This window comes from Cupriavidus sp. UGS-1, from assembly GCF_021213615.1.
Lineage (GTDB): Bacteria > Pseudomonadota > Gammaproteobacteria > Burkholderiales > Burkholderiaceae > Cupriavidus.
Genome location: NZ_JAJQJF010000010.1, coordinates 1 through 24,827, shown reverse-complemented (window position 1 = coordinate 24,827; position 24,827 = coordinate 1). Strand labels below are relative to the sequence as shown.

Sequence of the window (24,827 nt, the reverse complement as noted above, 5' to 3'; positions counted from 1 at the left end):
TTACTTGGCCTCCGCTTCAAAATTGATTTCCTGACCCGGCTTCAGCGACACGTAGGCCTTCTTCACATGGTTGCGACGACCCATGAAGCGACCGAAACGCTTTTGCTTGCCCTTCTGGTTCAGGATCTGAACGGACTGCACCTCGACCTTGAACAGCAGTTCGACCGCCGCCTTCACTTCCGCCTTGTTGGCGTCGCGAGCGACTTCGAACACCACTTGTTCGTTCTTGTCGGCGACCAGGGTTGCCTTTTCGGAAACCACCGGCGCGAGCAGCACCTGCATCAAACGATGATCGTTCTTGGCTACTTGCGTCATTTGAGCAACTCCTCGATCTGCGCGACGGCCGCCTTGGTCACCAGCACCTTCTTGTAGTGCACGAGCGACAGCGGATCGGCGTGGCGCGGCTCGACAACCGCCACGTGCGGCAGGTTGCGCGATGCCAGGTAGAGGTTTTCGTCGAGGTTGTCGGTGATGATCAGCACCGAGTCCAGACCCATGGCCTTGAACTTGTCGGCCAGCAGCTTGGTCTTGGGCGCGTCGACGGAGAAACCCTCCACCACGTTGATACGACCTTCCCGGGCCAGCTGCGAATAGATCGAGCGCATGCCGGCACGGAACATCTTCTTGTTGACCTTCTGGCTGAAGTTCTCTTCCGGCGAGTTCGGGAAGATACGGCCGCCCCCGCGCCACAGCGGCGACGAGGACATACCGGCACGAGCACGGCCCGTACCCTTCTGACGCCACGGCTTCTTCGTGGTGTGCTTGACCTCTTCGCGGTCCTTCTGCTTCCGGTTGCCGCTACGCGCGTTGGCCTGGTAAGCGACGACGATCTGGTGAACCAGAGCTTCGTTGTAATCGCGGCCGAAGACTTCGGGCGAGGCAGCGACGCCCGCACCGATCTGACCGTTGTCCTGGAGGAGCTTAAGTTCCATGTGTCCGCTCCTTAAGCCGCAGCTTTGGCCTTGACGGCCGGGGTAACGATGACTTTGCCGCCCTTCGAACCCGGGATCGCGCCCTTGACCAGCAGCAGCTTGCGCTCTGCGTCGATCTTGGCGATGACCAGGTTTTGGACGGTACGCGTGACGTCACCGAGGTGGCCGGTCATGCGCTTGCCCGGGAACACACGGCCCGGATCCTGCGCCATACCGATCGAACCCGGCACGTTGTGCGAACGCGAGTTACCGTGGGTGGCACGGCCCGACGCGAAGTGGTAGCGCTTGATGGTACCGGCGTAGCCCTTACCGATCGTCACGCCCTGCACGTCGATCTTCTGACCGACCGCGAACAGGTCGACCGACAGCGTGCCGCCGGCTTGCAGCTCGGCAGCCTTGGCTGCGTCCACGCGGAATTCTTTGATGACTTCGCCCGCTTCCACGCCGGCTTTGGCGAGATGACCCGCCAGCGGCTTGGTGACGCGGCTTGCGCGCCGGGCGCCGAAGGTGACTTGCACCGCGGTATAACCGTCGGTCTCGTCCGTCTTGATTTGCGTCACGCGGTTGTCGCCGACCTCGATCACGGTCACGGGAATCGCTTCACCGTCGTCCGTGAAAATACGGGTCATGCCAACCTTGCGACCTACAAGGCCAAGGCTCATGGTTTGCTCCATTCCCGGCTGCGATTGGCCGGGGCTGATTGATACACGAAACGTGTTGAGTGTTTCTGGTGTCGGGGGCTTGCGCAAAAGAGACGGCGCACGGCCAAAACGGCCAGCCCAATACCCATAGATAGATGGGTAGCCTTACACTATATCGCACCCTTCTGGAAAGGGCAACTGCAATCTGGCAAGGCGTTCAGCAAACGGGGGATTTGCTGTTGCAACGTGGTTGATACGTCGCTATTTCGGCGTTTCGGCACCGAAAAAGGAAAACGGCGAACTCGCGTTCGCCGTTCCACTGCAGAGCGGCCGCGGGCGCGGCCGGTCTCGTCGGATCGATTACACCTTGATCTCGACGTCCACGCCAGCCGGCAGGTCCAGCTTCATCAGCGCGTCGACGGTCTTTTCCGACGGGTCGACGATGTCCAGCAGACGCTGATGGGTGCGGATCTCGAATTGATCGCGGCTGGTCTTGTTCACGTGCGGCGAACGCAGGATGTCGAAGCGCTCGATGCGGGTCGGCAGGGGAACCGGGCCCTTGACGATCGCGCCGGTGCGCTTGGCGGTATCCACGATTTCGGCGGCCGACTGGTCGATCAGGCGATAGTCGAAAGCCTTCAGGCGGATACGGATCTTCTGGTTCTGCATGATTTTTCCTTAAAAGAGCGATGGGCCGTCATCGGCCCGGTGGTAGCAGGGACGGACGGTAGCCGCCCGTCCCGACAGCCTGGCTTAGTCCAGGATCTTGGCGACGACGCCGGCGCCGACGGTGCGGCCGCCTTCACGGATGGCGAAGCGCAGGCCTTCTTCCATCGCGATCGGGGCGATCAGCTTGACGGTGATCGACACGTTGTCGCCCGGCATGACCATTTCCTTGTCCTTCGGCAGCTCGATCGAGCCGGTCACGTCGGTCGTACGGAAATAGAACTGCGGACGGTAGTTGTTGAAGAACGGGGTGTGACGGCCGCCTTCGTCCTTCGACAGGATGTACACCTCGCCGGTGAAGTGCGTGTGCGGCTTGATCGAACCCGGCTTGCACAGCACCTGGCCGCGCTCGACGTCTTCACGCTTGGTGCCGCGCAGCAGCAGACCGACGTTGTCGCCAGCCTGGCCCTGGTCCAGCAGCTTGCGGAACATTTCCACGCCGGTGCAGGTGGTCTTGACCGTCGGACGGATACCGACGATTTCGATTTCCTCGCCGACCTTGATCACGCCACGCTCGATACGGCCGGTCACCACGGTACCGCGGCCCGAGATCGAGAACACGTCTTCGACCGGCATCAGGAACGTGCCGTCCACGGCGCGCTCCGGCGTCGGGATGTAGGTGTCCAGCGCCTCGGCCAGGCGCATGATCGCCTCTTCGCCCAGGTCGCCCTTGTCGCCTTCGAGCGCCAGCTTGGCCGAACCCTTGATGATCGGGGTGTCGTCGCCGGGGAACTCGTACTTCGACAGCAGCTCGCGCACTTCCATTTCCACCAGCTCGAGCAGCTCGGCGTCGTCCACCATGTCGCACTTGTTCAGGAACACGATGATGTACGGCACGCCGACCTGACGGGCCAGCAGGATGTGCTCGCGCGTCTGCGGCATCGGGCCGTCAGCGGCCGAGCACACCAGGATCGCGCCGTCCATCTGCGCGGCGCCCGTGATCATGTTCTTGACGTAGTCGGCGTGGCCCGGGCAGTCAACGTGCGCGTAGTGGCGGTTGGCCGTCTCGTACTCGACGTGCGCGGTGTTGATGGTAATACCGCGTGCCTTCTCTTCCGGCGCCGCATCGATCTCGTCGTACTTCTTGGCGGCACCGCCGAACTTCGAAGCCAGCACCGTCGCAATCGCCGCCGTCAGCGTCGTCTTGCCGTGGTCAACGTGACCAATCGTACCAACGTTCACGTGCGGCTTAGTCCGCTCGAACTTTTCCTTTGCCATTTTTTTCAGCTCCTAATGGAATGCAGTCTTGTCGATTCATCACGCCGTCGCGCCCTCGCGGGCGCGGCGGCATACAGCCTGTTTACTTGCCCTTGGCCGCCATCACTGCTTCGGCGATGTTCTTCGGTGCCTCGGCGTAGTGCTTGAATTCCATGGTGTAGGTGGCGCGGCCTTGCGTGGCCGAGCGCAGCGCGGTCGAATAACCGAACATTTCCGACAGCGGGACTTCGGCCTTGATGATCTTGCCGCCGCCCACCATGTCGTCCATGCCCTGCACGATGCCGCGGCGGGACGACAGGTCGCCCATCACGGTACCGGTGTAGTCTTCCGGCGTTTCCACTTCCACGGCCATCATCGGCTCGAGCAGAACCGGGCTGGCCTTGCGCATGGCTTCCTTGAACGCCATCGAACCGGCCATGCGGAACGCGTTTTCGTTCGAGTCCACGTCGTGGTACGAACCGAACGTCAGCGTGACCTTCACGTCCACCACCGGGAAGCCCGCCAGGATACCGGCCTGCAGCGTGTCGACGATGCCCTTCTCGACCGCCGGGATGTATTCGCGAGGAATCACACCGCCCTTGATGGCGTCGATGAACTCGAAGCCCTTGCCCGGCTCCTGCGGTTCCAGCGTGATCACGGCGTGGCCGTACTGGCCGCGGCCGCCCGACTGCTTGACGAACTTGCCTTCGACGTCCTCGGCCTTCTTGCGGATGGTTTCGCGGTAGGCCACCTGCGGCGCGCCGATATTGGCTTCCACGCCGAATTCGCGCTTCATGCGGTCGACCAGAATTTCGAGGTGCAGCTCGCCCATGCCCGAAATGATGGTCTGGCCCGATTCTTCATCGGTACGCACGCGGAACGACGGATCTTCGGCGGCCAGGCGGTTCAGGGCGATGCCCATCTTTTCCTGGTCGGCCTTGGTCTTCGGCTCGACGGCCTGGGAGATCACCGGCTCCGGGAACACCATGCGCTCGAGCACGATCGGTGCCGACGGATCGCACAGCGTGTCGCCCGTGGTGGCATCCTTCAGGCCCACCGCGGCGGCGATGTCGCCGGCCAGCACTTCCTTGATTTCTTCGCGCTGGTTGGCGTGCATCTGCAGAATACGGCCCAGACGCTCCTTCTTCTGCTTCACCGGGTTGTACACGGTGTCGCCCGAATTGATCTTGCCCGAGTAGACGCGGAAGAAGATCAGCTGGCCGACGAACGGGTCGGTCATGATCTTGAACGCCAGCGCCGAGAACTTCTCGTTGTCGTCGGCCTTGCGCTCGAGCTTCTTCTCGTCGTCGCTTTCGTCCACGCCCTTGACCGGCGGAATATCGACCGGCGACGGCAGGAAGTCGATCACGGCGTCGAGCATGCGCTGCACGCCCTTGTTCTTGAACGCGGTGCCGCACAGCATCGGCTGGATTTCGCAGGCGATGGTACGGTCACGCAGCGCCTTGACGATCTCTTCGCGGGTCAGCTCTTCGCCGCCCAGGTACTTTTCCATCAGCTCTTCGCTGGCTTCGGCGGCGGACTCGACCATCTTCTCGCGCCATTCGTCAGCGGTCGCCTGCAGCTCGGCCGGGATGTCCTTGTATTCGAACTTCACGCCCTGGCTGGCTTCGTCCCAGATGATCGCCTTCATTTCCAGCAGGTCGATCACGCCCTGGAAGCCGTCTTCAGCGCCGATCGGCACCACCACGGGCACCGGGTTGGCCTTCAGGCGGGTCTTCAGCTGCTCGTAGACCTTGAAGAAGTTGGCGCCGGTACGGTCCATCTTGTTGACGAACGCCAGACGCGGCACGCCGTACTTGTTGGCCTGACGCCAGACGGTTTCGGACTGCGGCTGCACGCCGCCCACGGCGCAGTACACCATGCAGGCGCCGTCCAGCACGCGCATGGAACGCTCCACCTCGATGGTGAAGTCCACGTGGCCCGGGGTGTCGATGATGTTGAAGCGGTGCTCGGGATAGTTGCCGGCCATGCCCTTCCAGAAGGCGGTGGTCGCAGCCGAGGTGATCGTGATGCCACGCTCCTGTTCCTGCTCCATCCAGTCCATCGTGGCGGCGCCGTCGTGCACTTCACCGATCTTGTGGTTCACACCGGTGTAGAACAGGATGCGCTCGGTGGTGGTGGTTTTACCCGCGTCAATGTGAGCCGAGATACCGATGTTGCGGTAACGCTCGATGGGAGTCTTACGAGCCACTTTAATCCTCTAATTCGTCAGTGAGGCGCCGGCATCTCTTGGCCTACGCCCCTAACACAAACGGGCGAGATGTGTAAAAACACAGCCCGCCCGGCAACCAACTGCGAATCCCGCGCGCTTTAGAAGCGGAAGTGCGAGAACGCCTTGTTGGCTTCGGCCATGCGGTGCACTTCGTCGCGCTTCTTCATCGCGCCACCACGGCCTTCCGCGGCTTCGAGCAGCTCACCTGCCAGGCGCAGCGCCATCGACTTCTCGCTGCGTTTCTTCGCGGCCTCGCGCAGCCAACGCATCGCCAATGCCAAACGACGCGACGGACGGACTTCGACCGGAACCTGATAGTTGGCGCCACCGACGCGGCGGCTCTTCACTTCCACCACCGGCTTCACGTTGTTGATTGCAACGGAGAACACTTCGATGGGGGCCTTGCCTGCCTTCTTTTCGATCTGGTCGAACGCGCCATACACGATGCGCTCGGCAACCGACTTCTTGCCGTCCAGCATCAGCACGTTCATGAACTTGGCAACTTCGACGTTACCGAACTTCGGATCAGGCAGGATTTCCCGCTTGGGGACTTCACGACGACGTGGCATCTTCTTTCCTTTGGATTCAGTTGAGTGCGGGGTCTTCCGCGCTCCGGCCACCAACTAGCTTGCCTTCCGCTCTGGGCGCGGCAAATTCGCCGGGTGGACCACTTACTCGACGGCACGGCGCAGCAAATGGGCCGTTGTACCGCCGCTTGTTGACAGCAACATGACGCTGCGCGCCAGCCACCATCGCTTGTGTTGCAGGCTTAGGCAGCCTTCGGACGCTTCGCGCCGTACTTCGAACGCGCTTGCTTGCGGTCCTTGACGCCTTGCAGGTCGAGCGAACCGCGCACGATGTGGTAACGCACACCCGGCAAGTCCTTGACACGACCACCGCGGATCAGCACGACCGAGTGTTCCTGCAGGTTGTGGCCTTCACCGCCGATATACGAGATGACCTCGAAACCGTTGGTCAGACGCACCTTGGCGACCTTACGCAGTGCCGAGTTCGGCTTCTTCGGCGTGGTGGTGTACACACGGGTGCACACGCCACGGCGTTGGGGGCAGTTCTCAAGCGCCGGGCTCTTGCTCTTGATGACTTCAGAGACGCGCGGCTTGCGAACCAGTTGGTTGATAGTTGGCATTGTTCAATCCAGCTTGGTTTTACAAAAAAACACCGCTTCGGCGACGAACCGGCGGCACGCCCGCAAGCGCGACGACGATCGACGAAACGGTAGGACGGGTTTTGGGCGGGAGCAGATGAGCAGAACGCTCTGGGACGGGACTGTGTGAACAACCAGACTTGCCAAAGAGCGCGAGCTCGCCTGGGATCCCGCTGGGCCGGCCAGGCCAGGGATGACCTGTCTGCCGGGGCGATCGCCGGACACTGGGTGCCACCAAACGACGCGCGAGCGAAATCCGAAGCCAAAAACTCGAATCCGGCATGCTAGCAGCACACCGATCAACGGTCAAGCGGTTTACCTGGGGCAGATCGCTTGATGAGACGGCCGCGCCCGGCAGTTTCGTTCAGGCCCTCCGGGGGGCCGGCAACCTGCCTGCGGCGAGGTCGCAGCTCATGCTTTCTGCAGCACTTCCAGCAGCTCGTCGCCATAGCGCTCCAGCTTGGCCGCGCCGATGCCCGGCACCTCGGCCAGCTCGGCCATGCTGTCGGGCGCGCTGCGCGCCAGTTCGGCCAGCGTTGCGTCGTGGAAGATCACGTAGGCCGGCACGCCGTGCTCGCGCGCCGTCTCGGTGCGCCAGCGGCGCAGCGCCTCCCAGTTGGCCAGCTGCTGCTCGTCCATCTGGGCGGTATGGTCGACCCGGTTGCCACGCCCCGCCCCTCCCCTCTCGCCGCGTTCGCCGCGCGCCGGCTTGCTGACCTGGCGGCGCAGCGTGATGCTGGTCTCGCCCTTGAGCACCGCCCGCGCCGATTCGCCCAGCAGCAACGCGCCGTGGCCGCCATGGTCGATCACCAGCAGGCCGTGCGCAATCAGCTGCCGGAAGATCGCATGCCATTCGGACACCGACCGGTCGGCGCCGATGCCGAAGGTCGACACCTTGTCGTGGCCCCATTGCCGGATCTTCTCGGTCGCGTTGCCGCGCAGCACGTCGATCAGATGGGTAGCGCCGAAGTGCACGCGGCTCGCCTGCGCGGTGCGGTAGACGCAGGACAGCGCCATCTGCGCCTCGCGCGTGCCGTCCCAGGTCGCCGGCGGCTCCAGGCAGGTATCGCAGTTGCCGCAGGGCTCGCTGGTCTCGCCGAAATACGCGAGGATGCGCACGCGGCGGCAGCCGGCGGTCTCGCACAGGCCCAGCAGCGCATCGAGCTTGGCCGACGACACGCGCTTGTGCGTTTCGTCGGCCTCCGACTCGTCGATCATCCGCTTCTGCTGCACCACGTCGCCCAGGCCATAGGCCATCCAGGCGTTCGCCGGCAGGCCGTCGCGGCCGGCCCGGCCGGTCTCCTGGTAATAGCCTTCCATGCTCTTGGGCAGGTCGAGGTGGGCGACGAAGCGGACGTCCGGCTTGTCGATGCCCATGCCGAAGGCAATCGTCGCGACCATCACCAGCCCTTCCTCGTCGCGAAAGCGCGCCTGGTGCTGCTGCCGCACGGCGGCCTCCATGCCGGCGTGGTACGGCAGCGCGTTGATGCCGTGGCCGCGCAGCCAGTCGGCGGTCTCCTCGACCTTGCGGCGCGACAGGCAGTAGACGATGCCGCTGTCATGGGTGCCGTCCGCGGCCATGTGCTCGGCCTTGATGAAGGCCAGCAGCTGCTGGCGCGCGTTGTCCTTCTCGACGATGCGATAGCGGATATTGGGACGATCGAAGCTCGACAGGAAGACACGCGCGTCGTCCAGCGCCAGGCGCTCGACGATTTCCTGCCGCGTCACGTCGTCCGCGGTCGCGGTCAGCGCGATGCGCGGGACTTGCGGGAAGCGTTCGTGCAGCACCGACAGCTGGATGTATTCCGGCCGGAAGTCGTGGCCCCACTGCGAGACGCAGTGCGCCTCGTCGATCGCGAACAGGCCCACGCGCGTGCGGTCCAGCAGGTCCTGGAAGCGCGGCGTCATCAGCCGTTCCGGCGCGACGTACAGGATCTCGAGGCGGCCGGCCAGCAGGTCGCGCTCGACCGCCGACGCCTGCGCGCCGGTCAGCGTGGAGTTCAGCACCGCGGCGCGCACGCCGGCTTCGGTCAGCGCCGCGACCTGGTCCTGCATCAGCGCGATCAGCGGCGATACCACGATGCCGACGCCATGGCCGGCGCGTTGGCGCAGCAGCGCCGGAATCTGATAACACAGCGACTTGCCGCCGCCGGTTGGCATCAGCACCAGGCAGTCGCCGCCTTCGGCCACGTGCTCGATGATTTCCGCCTGGCGGCCACGGAAGGCGTGATAGCCGAAAACATCCTTCAGAATCGCCAGGGCAGCAGACATAGGAACAGCGGGGAACGGGCAACGTATCGGAAAGGCGTAACCATACCACCGCACTGGCTCCCGATCCCTTCGAATCGTGACGAAGCCCGCCATCGCGCCCATGGCATCACGGCCGGCGCGCGTGCAAGCCCGAACGCCGCTGCCATGTCGATGCGGCGAGTGGAATCAGTCCTGGCCGTATCACACGGGAAGGCCGTCGATTTGCGATTTTCGTCGAGTCCTTGTGTGTCGCACGACGACTGGTTCGAGAACCCCAAATCGGCTCCGGGAACCGCAAGACAACGCGCCGTTTCGGCAACGAAGATCTGCCTCGTCCCATCGTTGTGCACGCAACGAAGACGACGATCAGAACCATCGCAGTCTTTTGAAGTTTCCTGGAGCTTTACCATGCTTGTATCCCCCGTCTCCCATCCCCAACCCGCGGTCCAGCCGCTCGCCGCGCCGGCGCAGGCATCGGACGTCGTCGGTGCCGCCGAGGCCAAGTCGGTCAACGCCAGCGGCGACCTGGACCTGTTCGCCGCCGCGACGTTCTATCGCGAACAGGCCAATGAACTGGCCAGGCTGTCGCAGCAAAGCGGCAACTACGAAACCGTGACGCTCAGCGATTCGGAGATCAAGTCGCTGCGCAACGCCGGCGTCCCGATCGACGCCTTCCTGAAGCAATATGGCCAGAAACTGGGCTCGCGCGAGTTCGGCATGCTGTCCGACCTGATCATGAAGACGCTGGAGAAGCCGGGCGGCTTCGCCTCCAGCGACACCGTGTCGCCAACCGCGGCCACCGCTGCGGCCACCGCCGCGGCCACCATCGCCGCGCGTGCCTACGTCTGAAGCGGCTCACGCCGCGTTGTGTACAGACTGCCGCCGGCTCTGACGATGGGCAAAAAAAAGCCCGGTGCGATTTCTCGCACCGGGCTTTTTCGCTACTGCGCTACAGCGGCGTTACAGCGGCGCTACAGCGGCGTTACAGCGTTACCGCATCGGCCTCAGACCGCCGGGTTGTCCCCGCCGTTCTCGGTGGTGGCATGCACCTCCGACGGCTCCATGAACAGCGACTGCTCTTCGTCGGAGATCGCCTGGGCGCGTTCGCGCTCGGCCGCCTCGCGCGCCTTGCGGGCGCGGTGGTAGGCCAGGCCCGTACCGGCCGGGATCAGGCGGCCCACGATCACGTTTTCCTTCAGACCACGCAGGTCGTCGGTCTTGCCCATGATCGCGGCCTCGGTCAGCACGCGCGTCGTTTCCTGGAACGATGCCGCCGAGATGAAGCTGTCGGTCGACAGCGACGCCTTGGTGATACCGAGCAGCAGGTTCTCGTAGGTCGCCGGACGCTTGCCTTCCGCGATCACGCGGTCGTTTTCGTCCAGCAGCTCCGAGCGCTCCACCTGTTCACCCGGGATGAACTTGGTGTCGCCGACATCGACGATCTGCACGCGGCGCAGCATCTGACGCACGATCACTTCGATGTGCTTGTCGTTGATCTTCACGCCCTGCAGACGGTAGACGTCCTGCACTTCGTCGACGATGTAGTGCGCCAGCTCCTCGATGCCCTTCAGGCGCAGGATGTCGTGCGGATCCGCCGGACCCTCGACGATCATCTCGCCCTTGTTCACCACCTGACCGTCGTGGACCAGCACCTGCTTTTCCTTGGCGATCAGGAACTCGTGCGCATTGCCGTCGAGGTCCGTGATGACCAGACGCTGCTTGCCCTTGGTGTCCTTGCCGAACGACACGGTACCGGTGACTTCCGCCAGCACGGCGGCGTCCTTCGGCGAACGCGCTTCGAACAGCTCGGCCACGCGCGGCAGACCACCGGTAATGTCGCGGGTCTTCTGCGACTCGGTCGGGATACGCGCCAGCACTTCACCGACGTGCACCTGCTGACCGTCCTTGACGGTGATCAGCGCGCCGACCTGGAAGCCGATGGTCACGGAGTGGTCCGTGCCCGGAATCTTGACTTCCTGGCCGTTGGCGTCGAGCAGCTTCACCTGCGGGCGCAGGCCCTTGGTAGCAGCCGTACGGCGCTTGGCGTCGATCACGACCAGCGTCGACAGACCGGTGACCTCGTCCATCTGCTTGGCGACGGTCACGCCTTCCTCGACGTTCTCGAACTTGATCGTGCCCGAGTACTCCGACACGATCGGGCGCGTCAGCGCGTCCCAGGTCGCCAGTTGCGTGCCCGCCTTGATGGCCTGGCCGTCCTGCACCAGCAGCGTGGCGCCGTACGGGATCTTGTGGCGCTCGCGCTCGCGGCCGTGGTCGTCGGTGATCAGCGCCTCGCCCGAACGCGAGATCACGATCAGTTCGCCCTTGGCGTTGGTCACATAGCGCATCGTCGCGGTGAAGCGCACCGTACCGGTGGCCTTCGCTTCGACGCTCGAGGCGACCGCCGCGCGCGATGCCGCACCACCGATGTGGAACGTCCGCATCGTCAGCTGCGTACCCGGCTCGCCGATCGACTGCGCGGCGATCACGCCGACCGCCTCGCCGGTGTTGACCAGCGTGCCGCGGCCCAGATCGCGGCCATAGCACTTGGCGCACAGGCCGTAGCGCGTGTCGCACGACAGCGGGGTACGGACCTTGACCTCGTCGACGCCGATCTGGTCGATCAGGTCGACCAGGTCTTCGTCGAGCAGCGTGCCAGCCTCGATCGCGGTTTCCTGCGTCTCGGGGTTGACGACGTCCGACACCGTCACGCGGCCCAGGATACGGTCGCGCAGCGCTTCGATGACTTCACCGCCCTCGACCAGCGCCTTCATCGCGACGCCGTTGGTAGTGCCGCAATCCTCCTCGACCACCACCAGATCCTGCGTCACGTCGACCAGACGACGGGTCAGGTAACCCGAGTTCGCGGTCTTCAGCGCGGTATCGGCCAGGCCCTTACGCGCACCGTGGGTCGAGATGAAGTACTGCAGAACGTTCAGGCCTTCGCGGAAGTTCGCGGTAATCGGCGTCTCGATGATCGAGCCATCCGGCTTGGCCATCAGGCCACGCATACCGGCCAGCTGACGGATCTGCGCCGCGGAACCCCGTGCGCCCGAGTCGGCCATCATGTAGATGGAGTTGAACGACTCCTGCTTGACGGTGTTGCCGTTGCGGTCGACCACGTCCTCGTGCTGCAGCTGCTCCATCATCGCCTTGCCGACCTGGTCGCCGGCGGCGCCCCAGATGTCCACGACGTTGTTGTAGCGCTCCTGGTCCGTCACCAGACCCGACATGTACTGCTTGTCGTATTCCTTCACCTTGGCCGCGGCGTCGGCGATGATCCTTTCCTTCTGCGGCGGCACCAGCATGTCGTCGATCGCGATCGAGATACCGGCGCGCGTGGCCAGGCGGAAGCCCGACTGCAGCAGCTTGTCGGCGAAGATCACCGTCTCGCGCAGGCCGCACTTGCGGAATGCGGTGTTGATCAGGCGCGAGATTTCCTTCTTCTTCAGCGGCTTGTTCAGCACCGAGAACGGCAGGCCCTTCGGCAGGATCTCGGACAGGATCGCGCGGCCGACCGTGGTGGCCTGCAGCGTGATCTTCGGCGCGAAGCGCGCGTCGCCCTCGGCGTCCTTGTCGACCAGCTCATACTCGGTGATGCGCACGTTCACGCGCGAAGCCAGTTCGACTTCCTTGTTCTCGTAGGCGCGGATCACCTCGCTGACGTCGGCGAAGGTCATGCCCTCGCCCTTGCCGTTGATCTTGTCGCGGGTGGTGTAGTACAGGCCCAGCACCACGTCCTGCGACGGCACGATCGACGGGTCGCCGTTGGCCGGGAACAGCACGTTGTTCGACGCCAGCATCAGCGTGCGGGCTTCCATCTGCGCTTCCAGCGACAGCGGCACGTGGACGGCCATCTGGTCGCCGTCGAAGTCGGCGTTGAACGCCGCGCAGACGAGCGGATGCAGCTGGATCGCCTTGCCTTCGATCAGCACCGGTTCGAAGGCCTGGATGCCCAGGCGGTGCAGCGTCGGCGCGCGGTTCAGCATCACCGGGTGCTCGCGGATCACCTCTTCGAGGATGTCCCACACGACCGGCGTCTGGCTTTCGACTTCCTTCTTGGCCGCCTTGATGGTGGTGGCGATGCCCATCGTTTCCAGCTTGTGGAAGATGAAGGGCTTGAACAGCTCCAGCGCCATCAGCTTGGGCAGGCCGCACTGGTGCAGCTTCAGCGTCGGGCCGACCACGATGACCGAACGGCCCGAGTAGTCGACGCGCTTGCCCAGCAGGTTCTGACGGAAACGACCGCCCTTGCCCTTGATCATCTCGGCCAGCGACTTCAGCGGACGCTTGTTGGCGCCGGTCATCGCCTTGCCGCGACGGCCGTTGTCCAGCAGCGAGTCGACCGCTTCCTGCAGCATGCGCTTTTCGTTGCGCACGATGATTTCAGGGGCCTTCAGCTCGAGCAGGCGCTTCAACCGGTTGTTGCGGTTGATCACGCGGCGATACAGGTCGTTCAGGTCCGAGGTTGCGAAGCGGCCGCCGTCCAGCGGCACCAGCGGACGCAGTTCGGGCGGCAGCACCGGCAGCACTTCGAGGATCATCCACTCGGGCTTGATGCCCGAACGCTGGAAGGCCTCGAGCACCTTCAGGCGCTTGGCGTACTTCTTGATCTTGGCTTCGGAACCGGTGGCCTGCAGCTCGGCGCGGATCTGTTCGATCTGCTTCTCGATGTCGATGCCGCGCAGCAGTTCACGGATGCCCTCGGCACCCATCATCGCGACGAACTCGCCCTCGCCGTACTCCTCGCACTTCGCGATGTAGTCGTCCTCGGACATGATCTGGCTCTTCTTGAGCGGGGTCATGCCGGGCTCGAGCACCACGAACGCTTCGAAATACAGCACGCGCTCGATGTCGCGCAGCGTCATGTCGAGCACCATGCCCAGACGCGACGGCAGCGACTTCAGGAACCAGATGTGCGCGGTCGGCGCGGCCAGTTCGATATGGCCCATGCGCTCGCGGCGCACCTTCGCCAGCGTCACTTCGACGCCGCACTTCTCGCAGATCACGCCGCGGTGCTTCAGGCGCTTGTACTTGCCGCACAGGCACTCGTAGTCCTTGATCGGACCGAAGATCTTGGCGCAGAACAGACCGTCGCGCTCGGGCTTGAACGTGCGGTAGTTGATGGTTTCCGGCTTCTTGACTTCGCCGTACGACCACGAGCGGATCTTCTCGGGCGAGGCCAGACCGATCTTGATCGCGTCGAACTGCTCTTCCTGCTGAACCTGCTTAAAGAGATCGAGCAATGCTTTCATTGCAACTCCTTGTTTCGCCGCCGGCCCGAGGTAACGGGCCGCCGGCATTCATCCTGTGGGAAATCCGCCGGAGACGGCTTCACTGCCGTCCCCGTTTCGATCTGTCGATCAATAGCGATCCAGATCGATATCGATACCCAGCGAGCGGATTTCCTTCACCAGCACGTTGAACGACTCCGGCATGCCGGCATCGATCGAGTGCTCGCCCTTGACGATGTTTTCGTACACCTTGGTACGGCCGTTCACGTCGTCGGACTTGACCGTCAGCATTTCCTGCAGCACGTAGGAGGCGCCATACGCTTCCAGTGCCCACACTTCCATTTCGCCGAAACGCTGGCCGCCGAACTGCGCCTTGCCGCCCAGCGGCTGCTGGGTGACCAGCGAGTACGGGCCGGTCGAGCGGGCGTGCATCTTGTCGTCGACCAGGTGGTGCAGCTTGAGCATGTGCATCACACCCAGCGTGACCGGACGCTCGAACGCTTCGCCGGTGCGGCCGTCGTACAGCGTGACCTGCTGCTTGGACGCCGTCAGGCCCTTCTCCTTGGCCACCTCGTCCGGATACGCCAGATCCAGCATGCGGCGGATTTCGGCTTCATGCGCGCCGTCGAACACCGGGGTCGCGAAGGGCACGCCCTTCTTCAGGTTGTTCGCCAGCTCCAGCACTTCGGCATCCGACAGGCTGTCGAGGTCTTCGGCCTTGCCACTCTCGTTGTAGATCTGAGCGAGCAGGGCGCGCAGTTCCTGCGCCTTGGCCTGTGCCTTGAGCATGTCGCCGATGCGCTGGCCCAGACCGCGCGCGGCCCAGCCCAGGTGGGTCTCGAGAATCTGACCCACGTTCATCCGCGACGGCACGCCGAGCGGGTTCAGCACGATGTCGGCAGGCGTGCCGTCGGCCATGTAGGGCATGTCTTCGATCGGCACGATCTTCGACACCACGCCCTTGTTGCCGTGACGGCCGGCCATCTTGTCGCCAGGCTGCAGGCGGCGCTTGACGGCCAGGTACACCTTGACCATCTTGATCACGCCCGGGGGCAGCTCGTCGCCCTGGGTCAGCTTCTTGCGCTTTTCCTCGAAGGCCAGGTCGAACTCGTGGCGCTTCTGCTCGATCGCTTCCTTGACCGCCTCGAGCTGGGCCGCGACTTCCTCGTCGGCCGGACGGATGTCGAACCAGTGGTACTTGTCCAGATCGTCCAAGTACTCCTTGGTCAGCTTCGCGCCCTTGGCCAGCTTCTTCGGACCGCCGTTGACGGTCTTGTCGATCAGCAGGCGCTCCAGACGCTGGAAGGCGTCGCCCTCGACGATACGCAGCTGGTCGTTCAGGTCCAGGCGATAGCGCTTCAGTTCGTCGTCGATGATCGACTGCGCGCGCTTGTCGCGGGTCACGCCTTCACGGGTGAAGACCTGCACGTCGATCACGATGCCGCTCATGCCCGAGGGCACGCGCAGCGAGGTGTCCTTCACGTCGGACGCCTTCTCGCCGAAGATCGCGCGCAGCAGCTTCTCTTCCGGCGTCAGCTGGGTCTCGCCCTTGGGCGTGACCTTGCCGACCAGCACGTCGCCGGCTTCGACCTCGGCACCGATGTAGGTGATGCCGGACTCGTCCAGACGGGCCAGTTGCGCTTCGGCCAGGTTCGAGATGTCGCGCGTGATTTCCTCGGGTCCGAGCTTGGTGTCGCGGGCGACGACCGACAGCTCCTCGATGTGGATCGAGGTGTAGCGGTCTTCGGCAACGACGCGTTCCGAGATCAGGATCGAGTCTTCGAAGTTGTAGCCGTTCCAGGGCATGAACGCGACCAGCATGTTCTGGCCGAGCGCGAGCTCGCCCAGGTCGGTCGAGGCGCCATCGGCAATCACGTCGCCGCGGGCCACGTGGTCGCCCACCTTGACCATCGGACGCTGGTTGATGTTCGTGTTCTGGTTCGAACGCGTGTACTTGATCAGGTTGTAGATGTCCACGCCGACTTCGCCGGCCACGGCTTCATCGTCGTTGACGCGGATCACGATACGGTTCGCGTCGACATAGTCGACCACGCCGCCACGGGTCGCCTGCACGGCGGTGCCCGAGTCGACCGCGACGGTGCGCTCGATGCCGGTGCCGACCAGCGGCTTGTCCGGACGCAGGCAGGGCACGGCCTGACGCTGCATGTTCGCGCCCATCAGTGCACGGTTCGCGTCATCGTGCTCGAGGAACGGCACCAGCGAGGCTGCCGCCGACACGATCTGCGACGGCGCGACGTCGATGTACTGCACGCGGTCCGGCGTGACCATGCGGGTCTCGCGCTCGCTGCCTTCACGGGCCGACACCAGTTCGTCGATCAGGTTGCCGTCGGCATCGACCGTCGCGTTGGCCTGCGCCACCACGTACTTGCCTTCCTCGATCGCCGACAGGTAGTCGACCTGGTCGGTCAGCTTGCCGTTCTCGACCTTGCGGTACGGCGTTTCCAGGAAGCCGTACTCGTTCAGGCGGGCGTACAGCGCCAGCGAGTTGATCAGACCGATGTTCGGACCTTCCGGCGTTTCGATCGGGCACACGCGGCCATAGTGGGTCGGGTGCACGTCGCGGACTTCGAAGCCCGCGCGTTCGCGCGTCAGACCGCCCGGGCCCAGCGCGGACACGCGGCGCTTGTGCGTGATCTCGGACAGCGGGTTGGTCTGGTCCATGAACTGCGACAGCTGCGACGAACCGAAGAACTCGCGGATCGCCGACGAGATCGGCTTCGAGTTGATCAGGTCGTGCGGCATCAGGTTCTCGGTCTCGGCCTGGCCCAGACGTTCCTTGACGGCGCGCTCCACGCGCGACAGGCCGGCGCGGAACTGGTTCTCGGCCAGTTCGCCGACGCAACGCACGCGGCGGTTGCCCAGGTGGTCGATATCGTCGACTTCACCCTTGCCGTTGCGCAGGTTGACCAGGATCTTGATGGTCTCGAGGATGTCCTCGTCCTGCAGCACCATGCTGCCCTCGCCGCTCGGGCGGCCCAGGCGGCTGTTGACCTTCATGCGGCCCACGCGCGACAGGTCGTACGACTCTTCGCTGTAGAACAGGCGCTGGAACAGCGCTTCGACGGCGTCCTCGGTGGGCGGCTCGCCCGGGCGCATCATCCGGTAGATCGCGATACGGGCCGCGGTCTGGTCGGCGGTGTCGTCGGTGCGCAGGGTCTGCGAGATGTACGGCCCCTGATCCAGATCGTTGGTGTACAGCGTCTGGATCTGCTTGACACCGGCTTCGCGCAGCGACTCGAGCAGCGTTTCGGTCAGCTCGTCGTTGGCGTTGGCGATCACCTCGCCGGTATCCGGGTCGATGATGTTCTTGGCCAGCACGCGGCCCAGCAGATAGTCTTCCGGCACGCTGATCAGCTTGGTGCCGGCGGACTCCAGGTCACGGATGTGCTTGGCGTTGATCCGCTTGTCCTTCTCGACCACGACACGGCCGTTCTTGTCGGCAATGTCGAAGCGCGCGACTTCACCGCGCAGGCGCTCGGGCACGAACTCGAGCTGCGCGCCTTCGGCCTGCAGCGTGAAGTTGTCGAACACGAAGAAGTGCGCGAGGATCTGTTCCGGCGTCAGGCCGATCGACTTGAGCAGGATCGTCACCGGCATCTTGCGGCGGCGGTCGACGCGGAAGTACAGGATGTCCTTCGGGTCGAACTCGAAGTCCAGCCACGAGCCGCGGTACGGAATGATCCGTGCCGAGAACAGCAGCTTGCCCGAGCTGTGCGTCTTGCCCTTGTCGTGCTCGAAGAACACGCCCGGCGAACGGTGCAGCTGCGAGACGATCACGCGCTCGGTGCCGTTGATCACGAACGAGCCGGTCGAGGTCATGAGCGGAATCTCGCCCATGTAGACTTCCTGCTCCTTGACCTCCTTGACCTTGCCCGGATTCTCGCGATCGTTGATGATCAGGCGAACCTTGGCGCGCAGGGCCGAGTGGAAGGTCAGGCCACGCTGCTGACATTCCTTGACGTCGAACGGCGGGTTGGACAGGTGGTACGAAACGAACTCCATACGGGCGAGCCCGTTATGGGAGACGATGGGGAAAATTGCGTTGAAGGCCGCTTGCAGGCCTTCGCTCTTGCGACGCGCGGGTGGCGTATCCGCTTGCAAGAACTGGGTGTACGATTCGATCTGGGTGGCTAGCAGGAATGGAACCTGGTGAACCGTCGCGCGCTTCGCAAAGCTTTTGCGAATGCGCTTCTTTTCGGTGAAGCTGTACGCCATGGGATCTCCGAATCATCGCAGGGCTGGCTGGACCTGACCGGCGCCTGAGGTGTTCAGCGACTGGGAGGGGATTTGGCGGTTGGCCGCTACCAACCTCTGGCTGACGGTGTCCGCACGCTGCGAACCGGCGCCATCATCCACACGCGCCGGTCCGGGGAACACCCGACCAAACTTGTCTTCTGCAGTCGGTTCAGAAGACAAACATCAGCAGCAACCGCTTAGTGTGCCACTGATGTTTGGCCTCTGCTGCGGCCCCGAGGTTCACCCCGACGCCGAGTAGGCACTACATCACTTTACGCTCGGATGGGTGGCCAATAAAACACACATCACAGAAGCGCAAAAAGGCTGGCGCCGGGATTTCCCCTTTGCCAGCCCCATTCGCGTGCCGGAGGGCACGCGAGTACCACTTACTTGACTTCGACCTTCGCGCCGGCTTCTTCCAGCTTCTTCTTGGCTTCGTCGGCGGTAGCCTTGTCCACGCCTTCCTTGACGGGCTTCGGTGCGCCATCGACCAGGTCCTTGGCTTCCTTCAGGCCCAGGCCGGTGATTTCGCGAACTGCCTTGATGACGCCGACCTTGTTCGCGCCGACTTCGGCCAGCACGACGTTGAATTCGGTCTTCTCTTCAGCAGCAGCGCCAGCGCCACCAGCGCCCGGAGCGGCGGCCACGGCCATCGCTGCGGCGGACACGCCAAACTTCTCTTCGAACGCCTTGACCAGGTCGTTCAGTTCCATCACGGACATCGCGCCAACGGCTTCGAGGATGTCGTCTTTGGTGATTGCCATTTGGAAATACTCCTAGATTTGATTCGGTATCGGTATTGCGATCGGGACGAGCCTGGCCTTAGGCCGCGGCGCCTTCCTCGGCGGGGGCACCTTCGCTCTTCTTCTCGGCCAGCGCGGCCAGCAGGCGGGCAAAGCCCGACACCGGCGCTTGCATGACGCCAAGCAGCTGAGCAATCAGTTGGTCGCGGCTCGGGATCGAAGCCAGCGCCTTGACGGCGTTGACATCGAGCACCTTGCCGTCGAACGAACCGGCGCGCAGGACCAGCTTGTCGTTGGTCTTGGCGAAGTCGTTCAGAACCTTGGCCGAGGCCACTGCATCTTCGGAAATCCCGTAGATCAGCGGACCGGTCAGTTGCTCCGCGAGCGCGGCAAACGGCGTACCTTCCACGGCGCGGCGAGCCAGCGTGTTCTTCAGAACGCGCAGGTAGACGCCTTGCTCGCGGGCGGTGGCACGCAGCTTGGTCAGATCGCCAACCGTGATGCCGCGATATTCGGCCACGACGATGGTCTGGGCTTTGGCGACTTGCGCCGACACCTCAGCAACGACGGCCTTCTTATCTTCAATATTGAGTGGCACGGTTAAGCTCCAAAACGATGCGCGGCACTCCGGCGACGGAGCACGTTGCATCAGTCCAAACGAACGGCGTCCGATTGGCCCGAATCACCCGGGGATCTCGCCCCGGACCATTCCAACCTTCGGGTTCGCCATCTACGCTGGCGGGCAGGCTGCCGTCACCTTGCTGCCGTGTACGGTCCCACCGATTAAGGCCATGCGCAGCTTGCGCGCGAACATGACCGCCAGCGGTCTTTGATAACCAGCGGGACCGGCGGCTGGCGCCGGCACCACTGCCCAAAGCCTTTCTGTGGCCCGCCGTGGCGGGCCGGTCCCGGCGCGGGGCCGGAACCTCGAATGCCTGGCCGACCGGTGTTATCGGGTCCGGTCGGCAGACTGGCCAGCATGTGGCCAGCCTATTTCCAATCGCTTAGGCGGCCAGCGAAGTCTGGTCGACGCGAACGCCCACGCCCATGGTCGACGAGACCGCGATCTTGCGCAGGTAGACGCCCTTGCTGGTGGCCGGCTTGGCCTTGACCAGCGCGTCGATCAGCGCGGACAGGTTGCTCTTGAGCGCGGCGTCCTCGAACGACCGGCGGCCGATGGTCGCGTGGATGATACCGGCCTTGTCGACACGGAACTGGACCTGACCGGCCTTGGCGTTCTTGACGGCCTGGGCCACGTCGGGGGTCACGGTACCGACCTTCGGGTTCGGCATCAGGCCGCGCGGACCGAGGATCTGGCCCAGCGTACCGACGATGCGCATCGTGTCCGGCGAAGCGATCACGACGTCGAAGTTCAGGTTGCCCGCCTTGACTTGCTCGGCCAGGTCTTCCATGCCAACCACGTCGGCGCCGGCGGCCTTGGCCGCTTCAGCCTTGTCACCCTGCGCGAACACCGCCACGCGAACCGACTTGCCGGTACCGGCGGGCAGCACCACCGAGCCACGAACCACCTGGTCCGACTTCTTGGCGTCGATGCCCAGTTGCACGGCGACGTCGATCGACTCGTCGAACTTGGCCGACGCGCATTCCTTGACCAGGCCCAGCGCCTCGTCGATCGGGTAGAACTTGGTGCGTTCGATCTTGGCCTTGTTGGCCGCTACGCGCTTCGAAACCTTAGCCATTTACAGACCCTCCACGGTGATACCCATCGAGCGGGCCGAGCCGGCGATGGTGCGCACTGCCGCGTCCAGATCGGCGGCGGTCAGGTCGGCGTTCTTGGCCTTGGCGATGTCTTCAGCCTGGGCGCGGGTGATCTTGCCAACCTTGTCGGTGTGCGGCTTGGCCGAACCCTTGGTGATGCCGGCAGCCTTCTTGATCAGCACGGTGGCCGGCGGCGACTTCATCACGAAGGTGAAGCTCTTGTCGGCGAAGGCGGTGATCACCACCGGCACCGGCAGGCCGGGTTCCATACCCTGGGTCTGCGCGTTGAACGCCTTGCAGAACTCCATGATGTTCAGGCCGCGCTGACCCAGTGCCGGGCCCACGGGCGGGGAGGGGTTCGCTTTACCAGCCGGGATCTGCAGCTTGATAAAGCCAATAATCTTCTTGGCCATCTTTACTCCAATCCGGACCGCTGTACGTTGGGCAGTCGGTCCTGTTGAGTCGTAACGCGCTGTCGCCGTCCGCCTGTGGCGGGATCGGCCTCACGCTCCTCTTGTGCCCCTTGCGGAGCGTCGCCGGTCGCACTGCCGAAGGCGGCGCGGCCCTGCGAATCCTGTAGCGAGCAGATCGATCAGACCTTCTCGACCTGGCCGAACTCGAGCTCGACCGGGGTCGCGCGACCGAAGATGGTCACCGAGACGCGCAGGCGCGACTTCTCGTAATTGACCTCTTCCACGTTGCCGTTGAAGTCGGTGAACGGGCCGTCCTTGACGCGCACCATTTCGCCCACCTCGAACAGCGTCTTGGGCCGCGGCTTCTCGACGCCTTCCTGCATCTGCGTCATGATCTTGTCGACTTCCTTCTGGGAAATCGGACTCGGACGGTTGCGCGCGCCGCCGACGAAGCCGGTGACCTTGCTGGTGTTCTTGACCAGGTGCCACGTCTCGTCGGTCATCTCCATTTCCACGAGCACGTAGCCCGGGAAGAAGCGCCGCTCGGTCACCGAACGCTGACCGCCCTTCATTTCGATCACTTCTTCGGACGGCACCAGAATGCGTCCGAACTTGTCCTGCATCTCCGCGCGCTCGATGCGTTCCTGCAGTGCGCGCTGCACGCTCTTCTCCATGCCGGAGTAAGCGTGGACCACGTACCAGCGCTTCTTCGAAGGCGGCTGCGTAGGAGTGGATTCCTGCTTTGCGTCGTCCGTCATGTCCTTTCCCTTATTTCCAGCCCAGCACGAGGGAGAAGATCACCCACTCGATCAGTTTGTCGGCCGACCACAAGAACAGCGCCATCACGACCACGAAGACGAACACCAGGCCCGTCATCTGTCCGGCTTCCTTGCGGGTCGGCCACACCACCTTGCGGACTTCCCGGTACGATTCCCTGGCGAATCCCACGAATTCCTTGCCCGGCGCGGACACCAGCGCGACGATCACGCCGAGCGCGATGCCGGCGAACAGCGCGGCGCCGCGCACGTAGCCAGGCTGCTGCGCCAGCGCGTAGAAACCGATCACGCCGGCCACCACGAGCAGCACGGCCACGCCCAGCAGCCACTTGCCACTGGAGGTGTTGACGGTTTCGACGTTGGGATTGGCCATGTTTCGCAAACGAGACTAAGCCGCGTCACGATGGATCCTTCGTGGATCCGCCCGACGCGGCTGATTGAATTGGCAGGGGCAGAGGGAATCGAACCCCCAACCTTCGGTTTTGGAGACCGACGCTCTGCCAGTTGAGCTATACCCCTAAAACAACTTTGGGGTCGGCTGGAGCCAACCCCACTGGCGGCAAACGCGGCCGGTTGGTGCCGCGCTTGCTGTCGTGACTGCTTAGTCCAGGATCTTGGCGACGACGCCGGCGCCGACGGTGCGGCCGCCTTCACGGATGGCGAAGCGCAGGCCTTCTTCCATCGCGATCGGGGCGATCAGCTTGACGGTGATCGACACGTTGTCGCCCGGCATGACCATTTCCTTGTCCTTCGGCAGCTCGATCGAGCCGGTCACGTCGGTCGTACGGAAATAGAACTGCGGACGGTAGTTGTTGAAGAACGGGGTGTGACGGCCGCCTTCGTCCTTCGACAGGATGTACACCTCGCCGGTGAAGTGCGTGTGCGGCTTGATCGAACCCGGCTTGCACAGCACCTGGCCGCGCTCGACGTCTTCACGCTTGGTGCCGCGCAGCAGCAGACCGACGTTGTCGCCAGCCTGGCCCTGGTCCAGCAGCTTGCGGAACATTTCCACGCCGGTGCAGGTGGTCTTGACCGTCGGACGGATACCGACGATTTCGATTTCCTCGCCGACCTTGATCACGCCACGCTCGATACGGCCGGTCACCACGGTACCGCGGCCCGAGATCGAGAACACGTCTTCGACCGGCATCAGGAACGTGCCGTCCACGGCGCGCTCCGGCGTCGGGATGTAGGTGTCCAGCGCCTCGGCCAGGCGCATGATCGCCTCTTCGCCCAGGTCGCCCTTGTCGCCTTCGAGCGCCAGCTTGGCCGAACCCTTGATGATCGGGGTGTCGTCGCCGGGGAACTCGTACTTCGACAGCAGCTCGCGCACTTCCATTTCCACCAGCTCGAGCAGCTCGGCGTCGTCCACCATGTCGCACTTGTTCAGGAACACGATGATGTACGGCACGCCGACCTGACGGGCCAGCAGGATGTGCTCGCGCGTCTGCGGCATCGGGCCGTCAGCGGCCGAGCACACCAGGATCGCGCCGTCCATCTGCGCGGCGCCCGTGATCATGTTCTTGACGTAGTCGGCGTGGCCCGGGCAGTCAACGTGCGCGTAGTGGCGGTTGGCCGTCTCGTACTCGACGTGCGCGGTGTTGATGGTAATACCGCGTGCCTTCTCTTCCGGCGCCGCATCGATCTCGTCGTACTTCTTGGCGGCACCGCCGAACTTCGAAGCCAGCACCGTCGCAATCGCCGCCGTCAGCGTCGTCTTGCCGTGGTCAACGTGACCAATCGTACCAACGTTCACGTGCGGCTTAGTCCGCTCGAACTTTTCCTTTGCCATTTCGCGACTCCTGTCTCGGTAGCGATATTGCCAGTGCGGTATTTGGTGCCCATGGGCAGGATCGAACTGCCGACCTCTCCCTTACCAAGGGAGTGCTCTACCACTGAGCCACATGGGCGAAACTTGATGACTGCGTTGCAGCAATCCTGCTGGAGCGGGTGAAGGGAATCGAACCCTCGTCGTAAGCTTGGAAGGCTTCTGCTCTACCATTGAGCTACACCCGCCCGGGTTACTTCACTTCACCGACATTGCCGGAACTGCTGCTGCATTGCATTCTGGTGGAGAGGGTTGGATTCGAACCAACGTAGGCGTAAGCCAACAGATTTACAGTCTGCCCCCTTTAGCCACTCGGGCACCTCTCCGCAGAGAACTTGCGATTATGGTGTAATCGCCCCCGCCTGTCAAGCGCTTTCCGGCTACTTTGCAAGGAAAACGGCTTGTTCGATCGTCGGCGGGATCGGGCTGCGGCGGCCCGTGGCGAACCATCTTCGCGGACATCGGAAACGATGTCCTCTCACCCTATAGGGGCCCGCGAAACCGTCCTGGATCGCCGTGGAGGCCGCCGCGATATGCCTGTTCAGCAACCTGAGCGACGACCGCGGGACGCGCTTCAGGCCCGCCACAAAGCAAAACGCCCCAGACCTTGTGGGATCTGGGGCGTTTTTGAATGGAGAGCCTGGCGATGACCTACTTTCACACGGGTAGTCCGCACTATCATCGGCGCGAAGTCGTTTCACGGTCCTGTTCGG

Annotated in this window: 19 protein-coding genes and 4 tRNA genes; 1 reads left to right on the top strand and 22 read right to left on the bottom strand. The window is 63.8% G+C overall.

Features of this window, described 5'->3' with window-relative positions; all coding sequences use genetic code 11:
• The 9 genes from rplW to recQ form a co-directional block, all read right to left on the bottom strand.
• Positions 1 to 315 (bottom strand): 50S ribosomal protein L23, encoded by a 315-nt coding sequence (gene rplW / locus LRR16_RS14280; protein WP_006576245.1) that lies wholly within the window; start codon positions 313 to 315, stop codon positions 1 to 3.
• Positions 312 to 932 (bottom strand): 50S ribosomal protein L4, encoded by a 621-nt coding sequence (gene rplD / locus LRR16_RS14275; protein ID WP_053822679.1) that lies wholly within the window; start codon positions 930 to 932, stop codon positions 312 to 314. The genes rplW and rplD overlap by 4 nt, the downstream gene beginning before the upstream one ends.
• Before the next feature lie 11 nt (positions 933 to 943).
• Complete coding sequence (rplC, locus tag LRR16_RS14270; protein ID WP_006576247.1) at positions 944 to 1,594, bottom strand: 50S ribosomal protein L3; 651 nt, start codon at positions 1,592 to 1,594, stop codon at positions 944 to 946.
• 339 nt (positions 1,595 to 1,933) lie between these two features.
• Positions 1,934 to 2,242: a 30S ribosomal protein S10 gene (gene rpsJ / locus LRR16_RS14265; protein ID WP_006576248.1), complete on the bottom strand. Its 309-nt coding sequence runs from the start codon at positions 2,240 to 2,242 to the stop codon at positions 1,934 to 1,936.
• Positions 2,243 to 2,326: 84 nt separating this feature from the next.
• Entirely contained in the window at positions 2,327 to 3,517 is a 1,191-nt protein-coding gene (tuf, locus tag LRR16_RS14260; protein WP_053822680.1) for an elongation factor Tu, read from the bottom strand.
• Between the two features lie 82 nt (positions 3,518 to 3,599).
• Positions 3,600 to 5,708, bottom strand: a complete 2,109-nt coding sequence (gene fusA / locus LRR16_RS14255) for an elongation factor G (RefSeq protein ID WP_006576503.1) — start codon at positions 5,706 to 5,708, stop codon at positions 3,600 to 3,602.
• Positions 5,709 to 5,827: 119 nt separating this feature from the next.
• Entirely contained in the window at positions 5,828 to 6,298 is a 471-nt protein-coding gene (gene rpsG / locus LRR16_RS14250) for a 30S ribosomal protein S7 (protein ID WP_006576502.1), read from the bottom strand.
• A gap of 200 nt (positions 6,299 to 6,498) precedes the next feature.
• A complete protein-coding gene (gene rpsL / locus LRR16_RS14245; protein WP_006576501.1) occupies positions 6,499 to 6,876 on the bottom strand; it encodes a 30S ribosomal protein S12 in 378 nt (125 codons plus the stop codon).
• A 429-nt stretch (positions 6,877 to 7,305) separates the two neighbouring features.
• Positions 7,306 to 9,165 carry a DNA helicase RecQ gene (recQ, locus tag LRR16_RS14240; RefSeq protein ID WP_006576500.1) on the bottom strand — a complete coding sequence of 620 codons (1,860 nt, stop codon included), beginning with the start codon at positions 9,163 to 9,165 and terminating at the stop codon, positions 7,306 to 7,308.
• A gap of 387 nt (positions 9,166 to 9,552) precedes the next feature.
• Between recQ and LRR16_RS14235 the strand changes: the two genes are divergently transcribed.
• Positions 9,553 to 9,993 carry a hypothetical protein gene (locus tag LRR16_RS14235; protein WP_232206306.1) on the top strand — a complete coding sequence of 147 codons (441 nt, stop codon included), beginning with the start codon at positions 9,553 to 9,555 and terminating at the stop codon, positions 9,991 to 9,993.
• Positions 9,994 to 10,148: 155 nt separating this feature from the next.
• Here LRR16_RS14235 and rpoC read toward each other — a convergent pair whose 3' ends face one another.
• From rpoC to LRR16_RS14170, 13 genes are all read right to left on the bottom strand, one after another.
• Positions 10,149 to 14,399 carry a DNA-directed RNA polymerase subunit beta' gene (gene rpoC / locus LRR16_RS14230; protein WP_006576498.1) on the bottom strand — a complete coding sequence of 1,417 codons (4,251 nt, stop codon included), beginning with the start codon at positions 14,397 to 14,399 and terminating at the stop codon, positions 10,149 to 10,151.
• Between the two features lie 108 nt (positions 14,400 to 14,507).
• Positions 14,508 to 18,614, bottom strand: coding sequence for a DNA-directed RNA polymerase subunit beta (rpoB, locus tag LRR16_RS14225; RefSeq protein WP_023264957.1), 4,107 nt, complete (start codon positions 18,612 to 18,614; stop codon positions 14,508 to 14,510).
• 407 nt (positions 18,615 to 19,021) lie between these two features.
• On the bottom strand, positions 19,022 to 19,399 hold the full coding sequence (gene rplL / locus LRR16_RS14220; protein WP_006576497.1) for a 50S ribosomal protein L7/L12: 378 nt from the start codon (positions 19,397 to 19,399) through the stop codon (positions 19,022 to 19,024).
• Between the two features lie 58 nt (positions 19,400 to 19,457).
• The gene (gene rplJ, locus LRR16_RS14215; RefSeq protein WP_023264956.1) at positions 19,458 to 19,976 is read right to left on the bottom strand and encodes a 50S ribosomal protein L10; all 519 of its coding nucleotides are present in this window, start codon (positions 19,974 to 19,976) and stop codon (positions 19,458 to 19,460) included.
• A 406-nt stretch (positions 19,977 to 20,382) separates the two neighbouring features.
• The gene (gene rplA / locus LRR16_RS14210) at positions 20,383 to 21,078 is read right to left on the bottom strand and encodes a 50S ribosomal protein L1 (RefSeq protein WP_023264955.1); all 696 of its coding nucleotides are present in this window, start codon (positions 21,076 to 21,078) and stop codon (positions 20,383 to 20,385) included.
• Positions 21,079 to 21,510 carry a 50S ribosomal protein L11 gene (gene rplK / locus LRR16_RS14205; RefSeq protein WP_006576495.1) on the bottom strand — a complete coding sequence of 144 codons (432 nt, stop codon included), beginning with the start codon at positions 21,508 to 21,510 and terminating at the stop codon, positions 21,079 to 21,081.
• A 179-nt stretch (positions 21,511 to 21,689) separates the two neighbouring features.
• Positions 21,690 to 22,268 carry a transcription termination/antitermination protein NusG gene (gene nusG / locus LRR16_RS14200; protein WP_006576494.1) on the bottom strand — a complete coding sequence of 193 codons (579 nt, stop codon included), beginning with the start codon at positions 22,266 to 22,268 and terminating at the stop codon, positions 21,690 to 21,692.
• 10 nt (positions 22,269 to 22,278) lie between these two features.
• A complete protein-coding gene (secE, locus tag LRR16_RS14195; RefSeq protein ID WP_006576493.1) occupies positions 22,279 to 22,659 on the bottom strand; it encodes a preprotein translocase subunit SecE in 381 nt (126 codons plus the stop codon).
• A 70-nt stretch (positions 22,660 to 22,729) separates the two neighbouring features.
• Positions 22,730 to 22,805 (bottom strand) — tRNA-Trp (locus LRR16_RS14190).
• An 82-nt stretch (positions 22,806 to 22,887) separates the two neighbouring features.
• Complete coding sequence (gene tuf, locus LRR16_RS14185) at positions 22,888 to 24,078, bottom strand: elongation factor Tu (protein WP_053822680.1); 1,191 nt, start codon at positions 24,076 to 24,078, stop codon at positions 22,888 to 22,890.
• A 43-nt stretch (positions 24,079 to 24,121) separates the two neighbouring features.
• Positions 24,122 to 24,196 (bottom strand) — tRNA-Thr (locus LRR16_RS14180).
• A gap of 32 nt (positions 24,197 to 24,228) precedes the next feature.
• A tRNA-Gly gene (locus tag LRR16_RS14175) sits at positions 24,229 to 24,302 on the bottom strand.
• A gap of 52 nt (positions 24,303 to 24,354) precedes the next feature.
• Positions 24,355 to 24,440 (bottom strand) — tRNA-Tyr (locus tag LRR16_RS14170).
• Between the last annotated feature and the right edge of the window lie 387 nt (positions 24,441 to 24,827).

Bases quoted from the DNA above. Each gene is read 5' to 3' on its own strand.
- rplW (WP_006576245.1), bottom strand. From the start codon at position 315: ATGACGCAAGTAGCCAAGAACGATCATCGTTTGATGCAGGTGCTGCTC.
- rplD (WP_053822679.1), bottom strand. From the start codon at position 932: ATGGAACTTAAGCTCCTCCAGGACAACGGTCAGATCGGTGCGGGCGTC.
- rplC (WP_006576247.1), bottom strand. From the start codon at position 1,594: ATGAGCCTTGGCCTTGTAGGTCGCAAGGTTGGCATGACCCGTATTTTC.
- rpsJ (WP_006576248.1), bottom strand. From the start codon at position 2,242: ATGCAGAACCAGAAGATCCGTATCCGCCTGAAGGCTTTCGACTATCGC.
- tuf (WP_053822680.1), bottom strand. From the start codon at position 3,517: ATGGCAAAGGAAAAGTTCGAGCGGACTAAGCCGCACGTGAACGTTGGT.
- rpsG (WP_006576502.1), bottom strand. From the start codon at position 6,298: ATGCCACGTCGTCGTGAAGTCCCCAAGCGGGAAATCCTGCCTGATCCG.
- rpsL (WP_006576501.1), bottom strand. From the start codon at position 6,876: ATGCCAACTATCAACCAACTGGTTCGCAAGCCGCGCGTCTCTGAAGTC.
- recQ (WP_006576500.1), bottom strand. From the start codon at position 9,165: ATGTCTGCTGCCCTGGCGATTCTGAAGGATGTTTTCGGCTATCACGCC.
- LRR16_RS14235 (WP_232206306.1), top strand. From the start codon at position 9,553: ATGCTTGTATCCCCCGTCTCCCATCCCCAACCCGCGGTCCAGCCGCTC.
- rpoC (WP_006576498.1), bottom strand. From the start codon at position 14,399: ATGAAAGCATTGCTCGATCTCTTTAAGCAGGTTCAGCAGGAAGAGCAG.
- rpoB (WP_023264957.1), bottom strand. From the start codon at position 18,614: ATGGCGTACAGCTTCACCGAAAAGAAGCGCATTCGCAAAAGCTTTGCG.
- rplL (WP_006576497.1), bottom strand. From the start codon at position 19,399: ATGGCAATCACCAAAGACGACATCCTCGAAGCCGTTGGCGCGATGTCC.
- rplA (WP_023264955.1), bottom strand. From the start codon at position 21,078: ATGGCTAAGGTTTCGAAGCGCGTAGCGGCCAACAAGGCCAAGATCGAA.
- rplK (WP_006576495.1), bottom strand. From the start codon at position 21,510: ATGGCCAAGAAGATTATTGGCTTTATCAAGCTGCAGATCCCGGCTGGT.
- nusG (WP_006576494.1), bottom strand. From the start codon at position 22,268: ATGACGGACGACGCAAAGCAGGAATCCACTCCTACGCAGCCGCCTTCG.
- secE (WP_006576493.1), bottom strand. From the start codon at position 22,659: ATGGCCAATCCCAACGTCGAAACCGTCAACACCTCCAGTGGCAAGTGG.
- tuf (WP_053822680.1), bottom strand. From the start codon at position 24,078: ATGGCAAAGGAAAAGTTCGAGCGGACTAAGCCGCACGTGAACGTTGGT.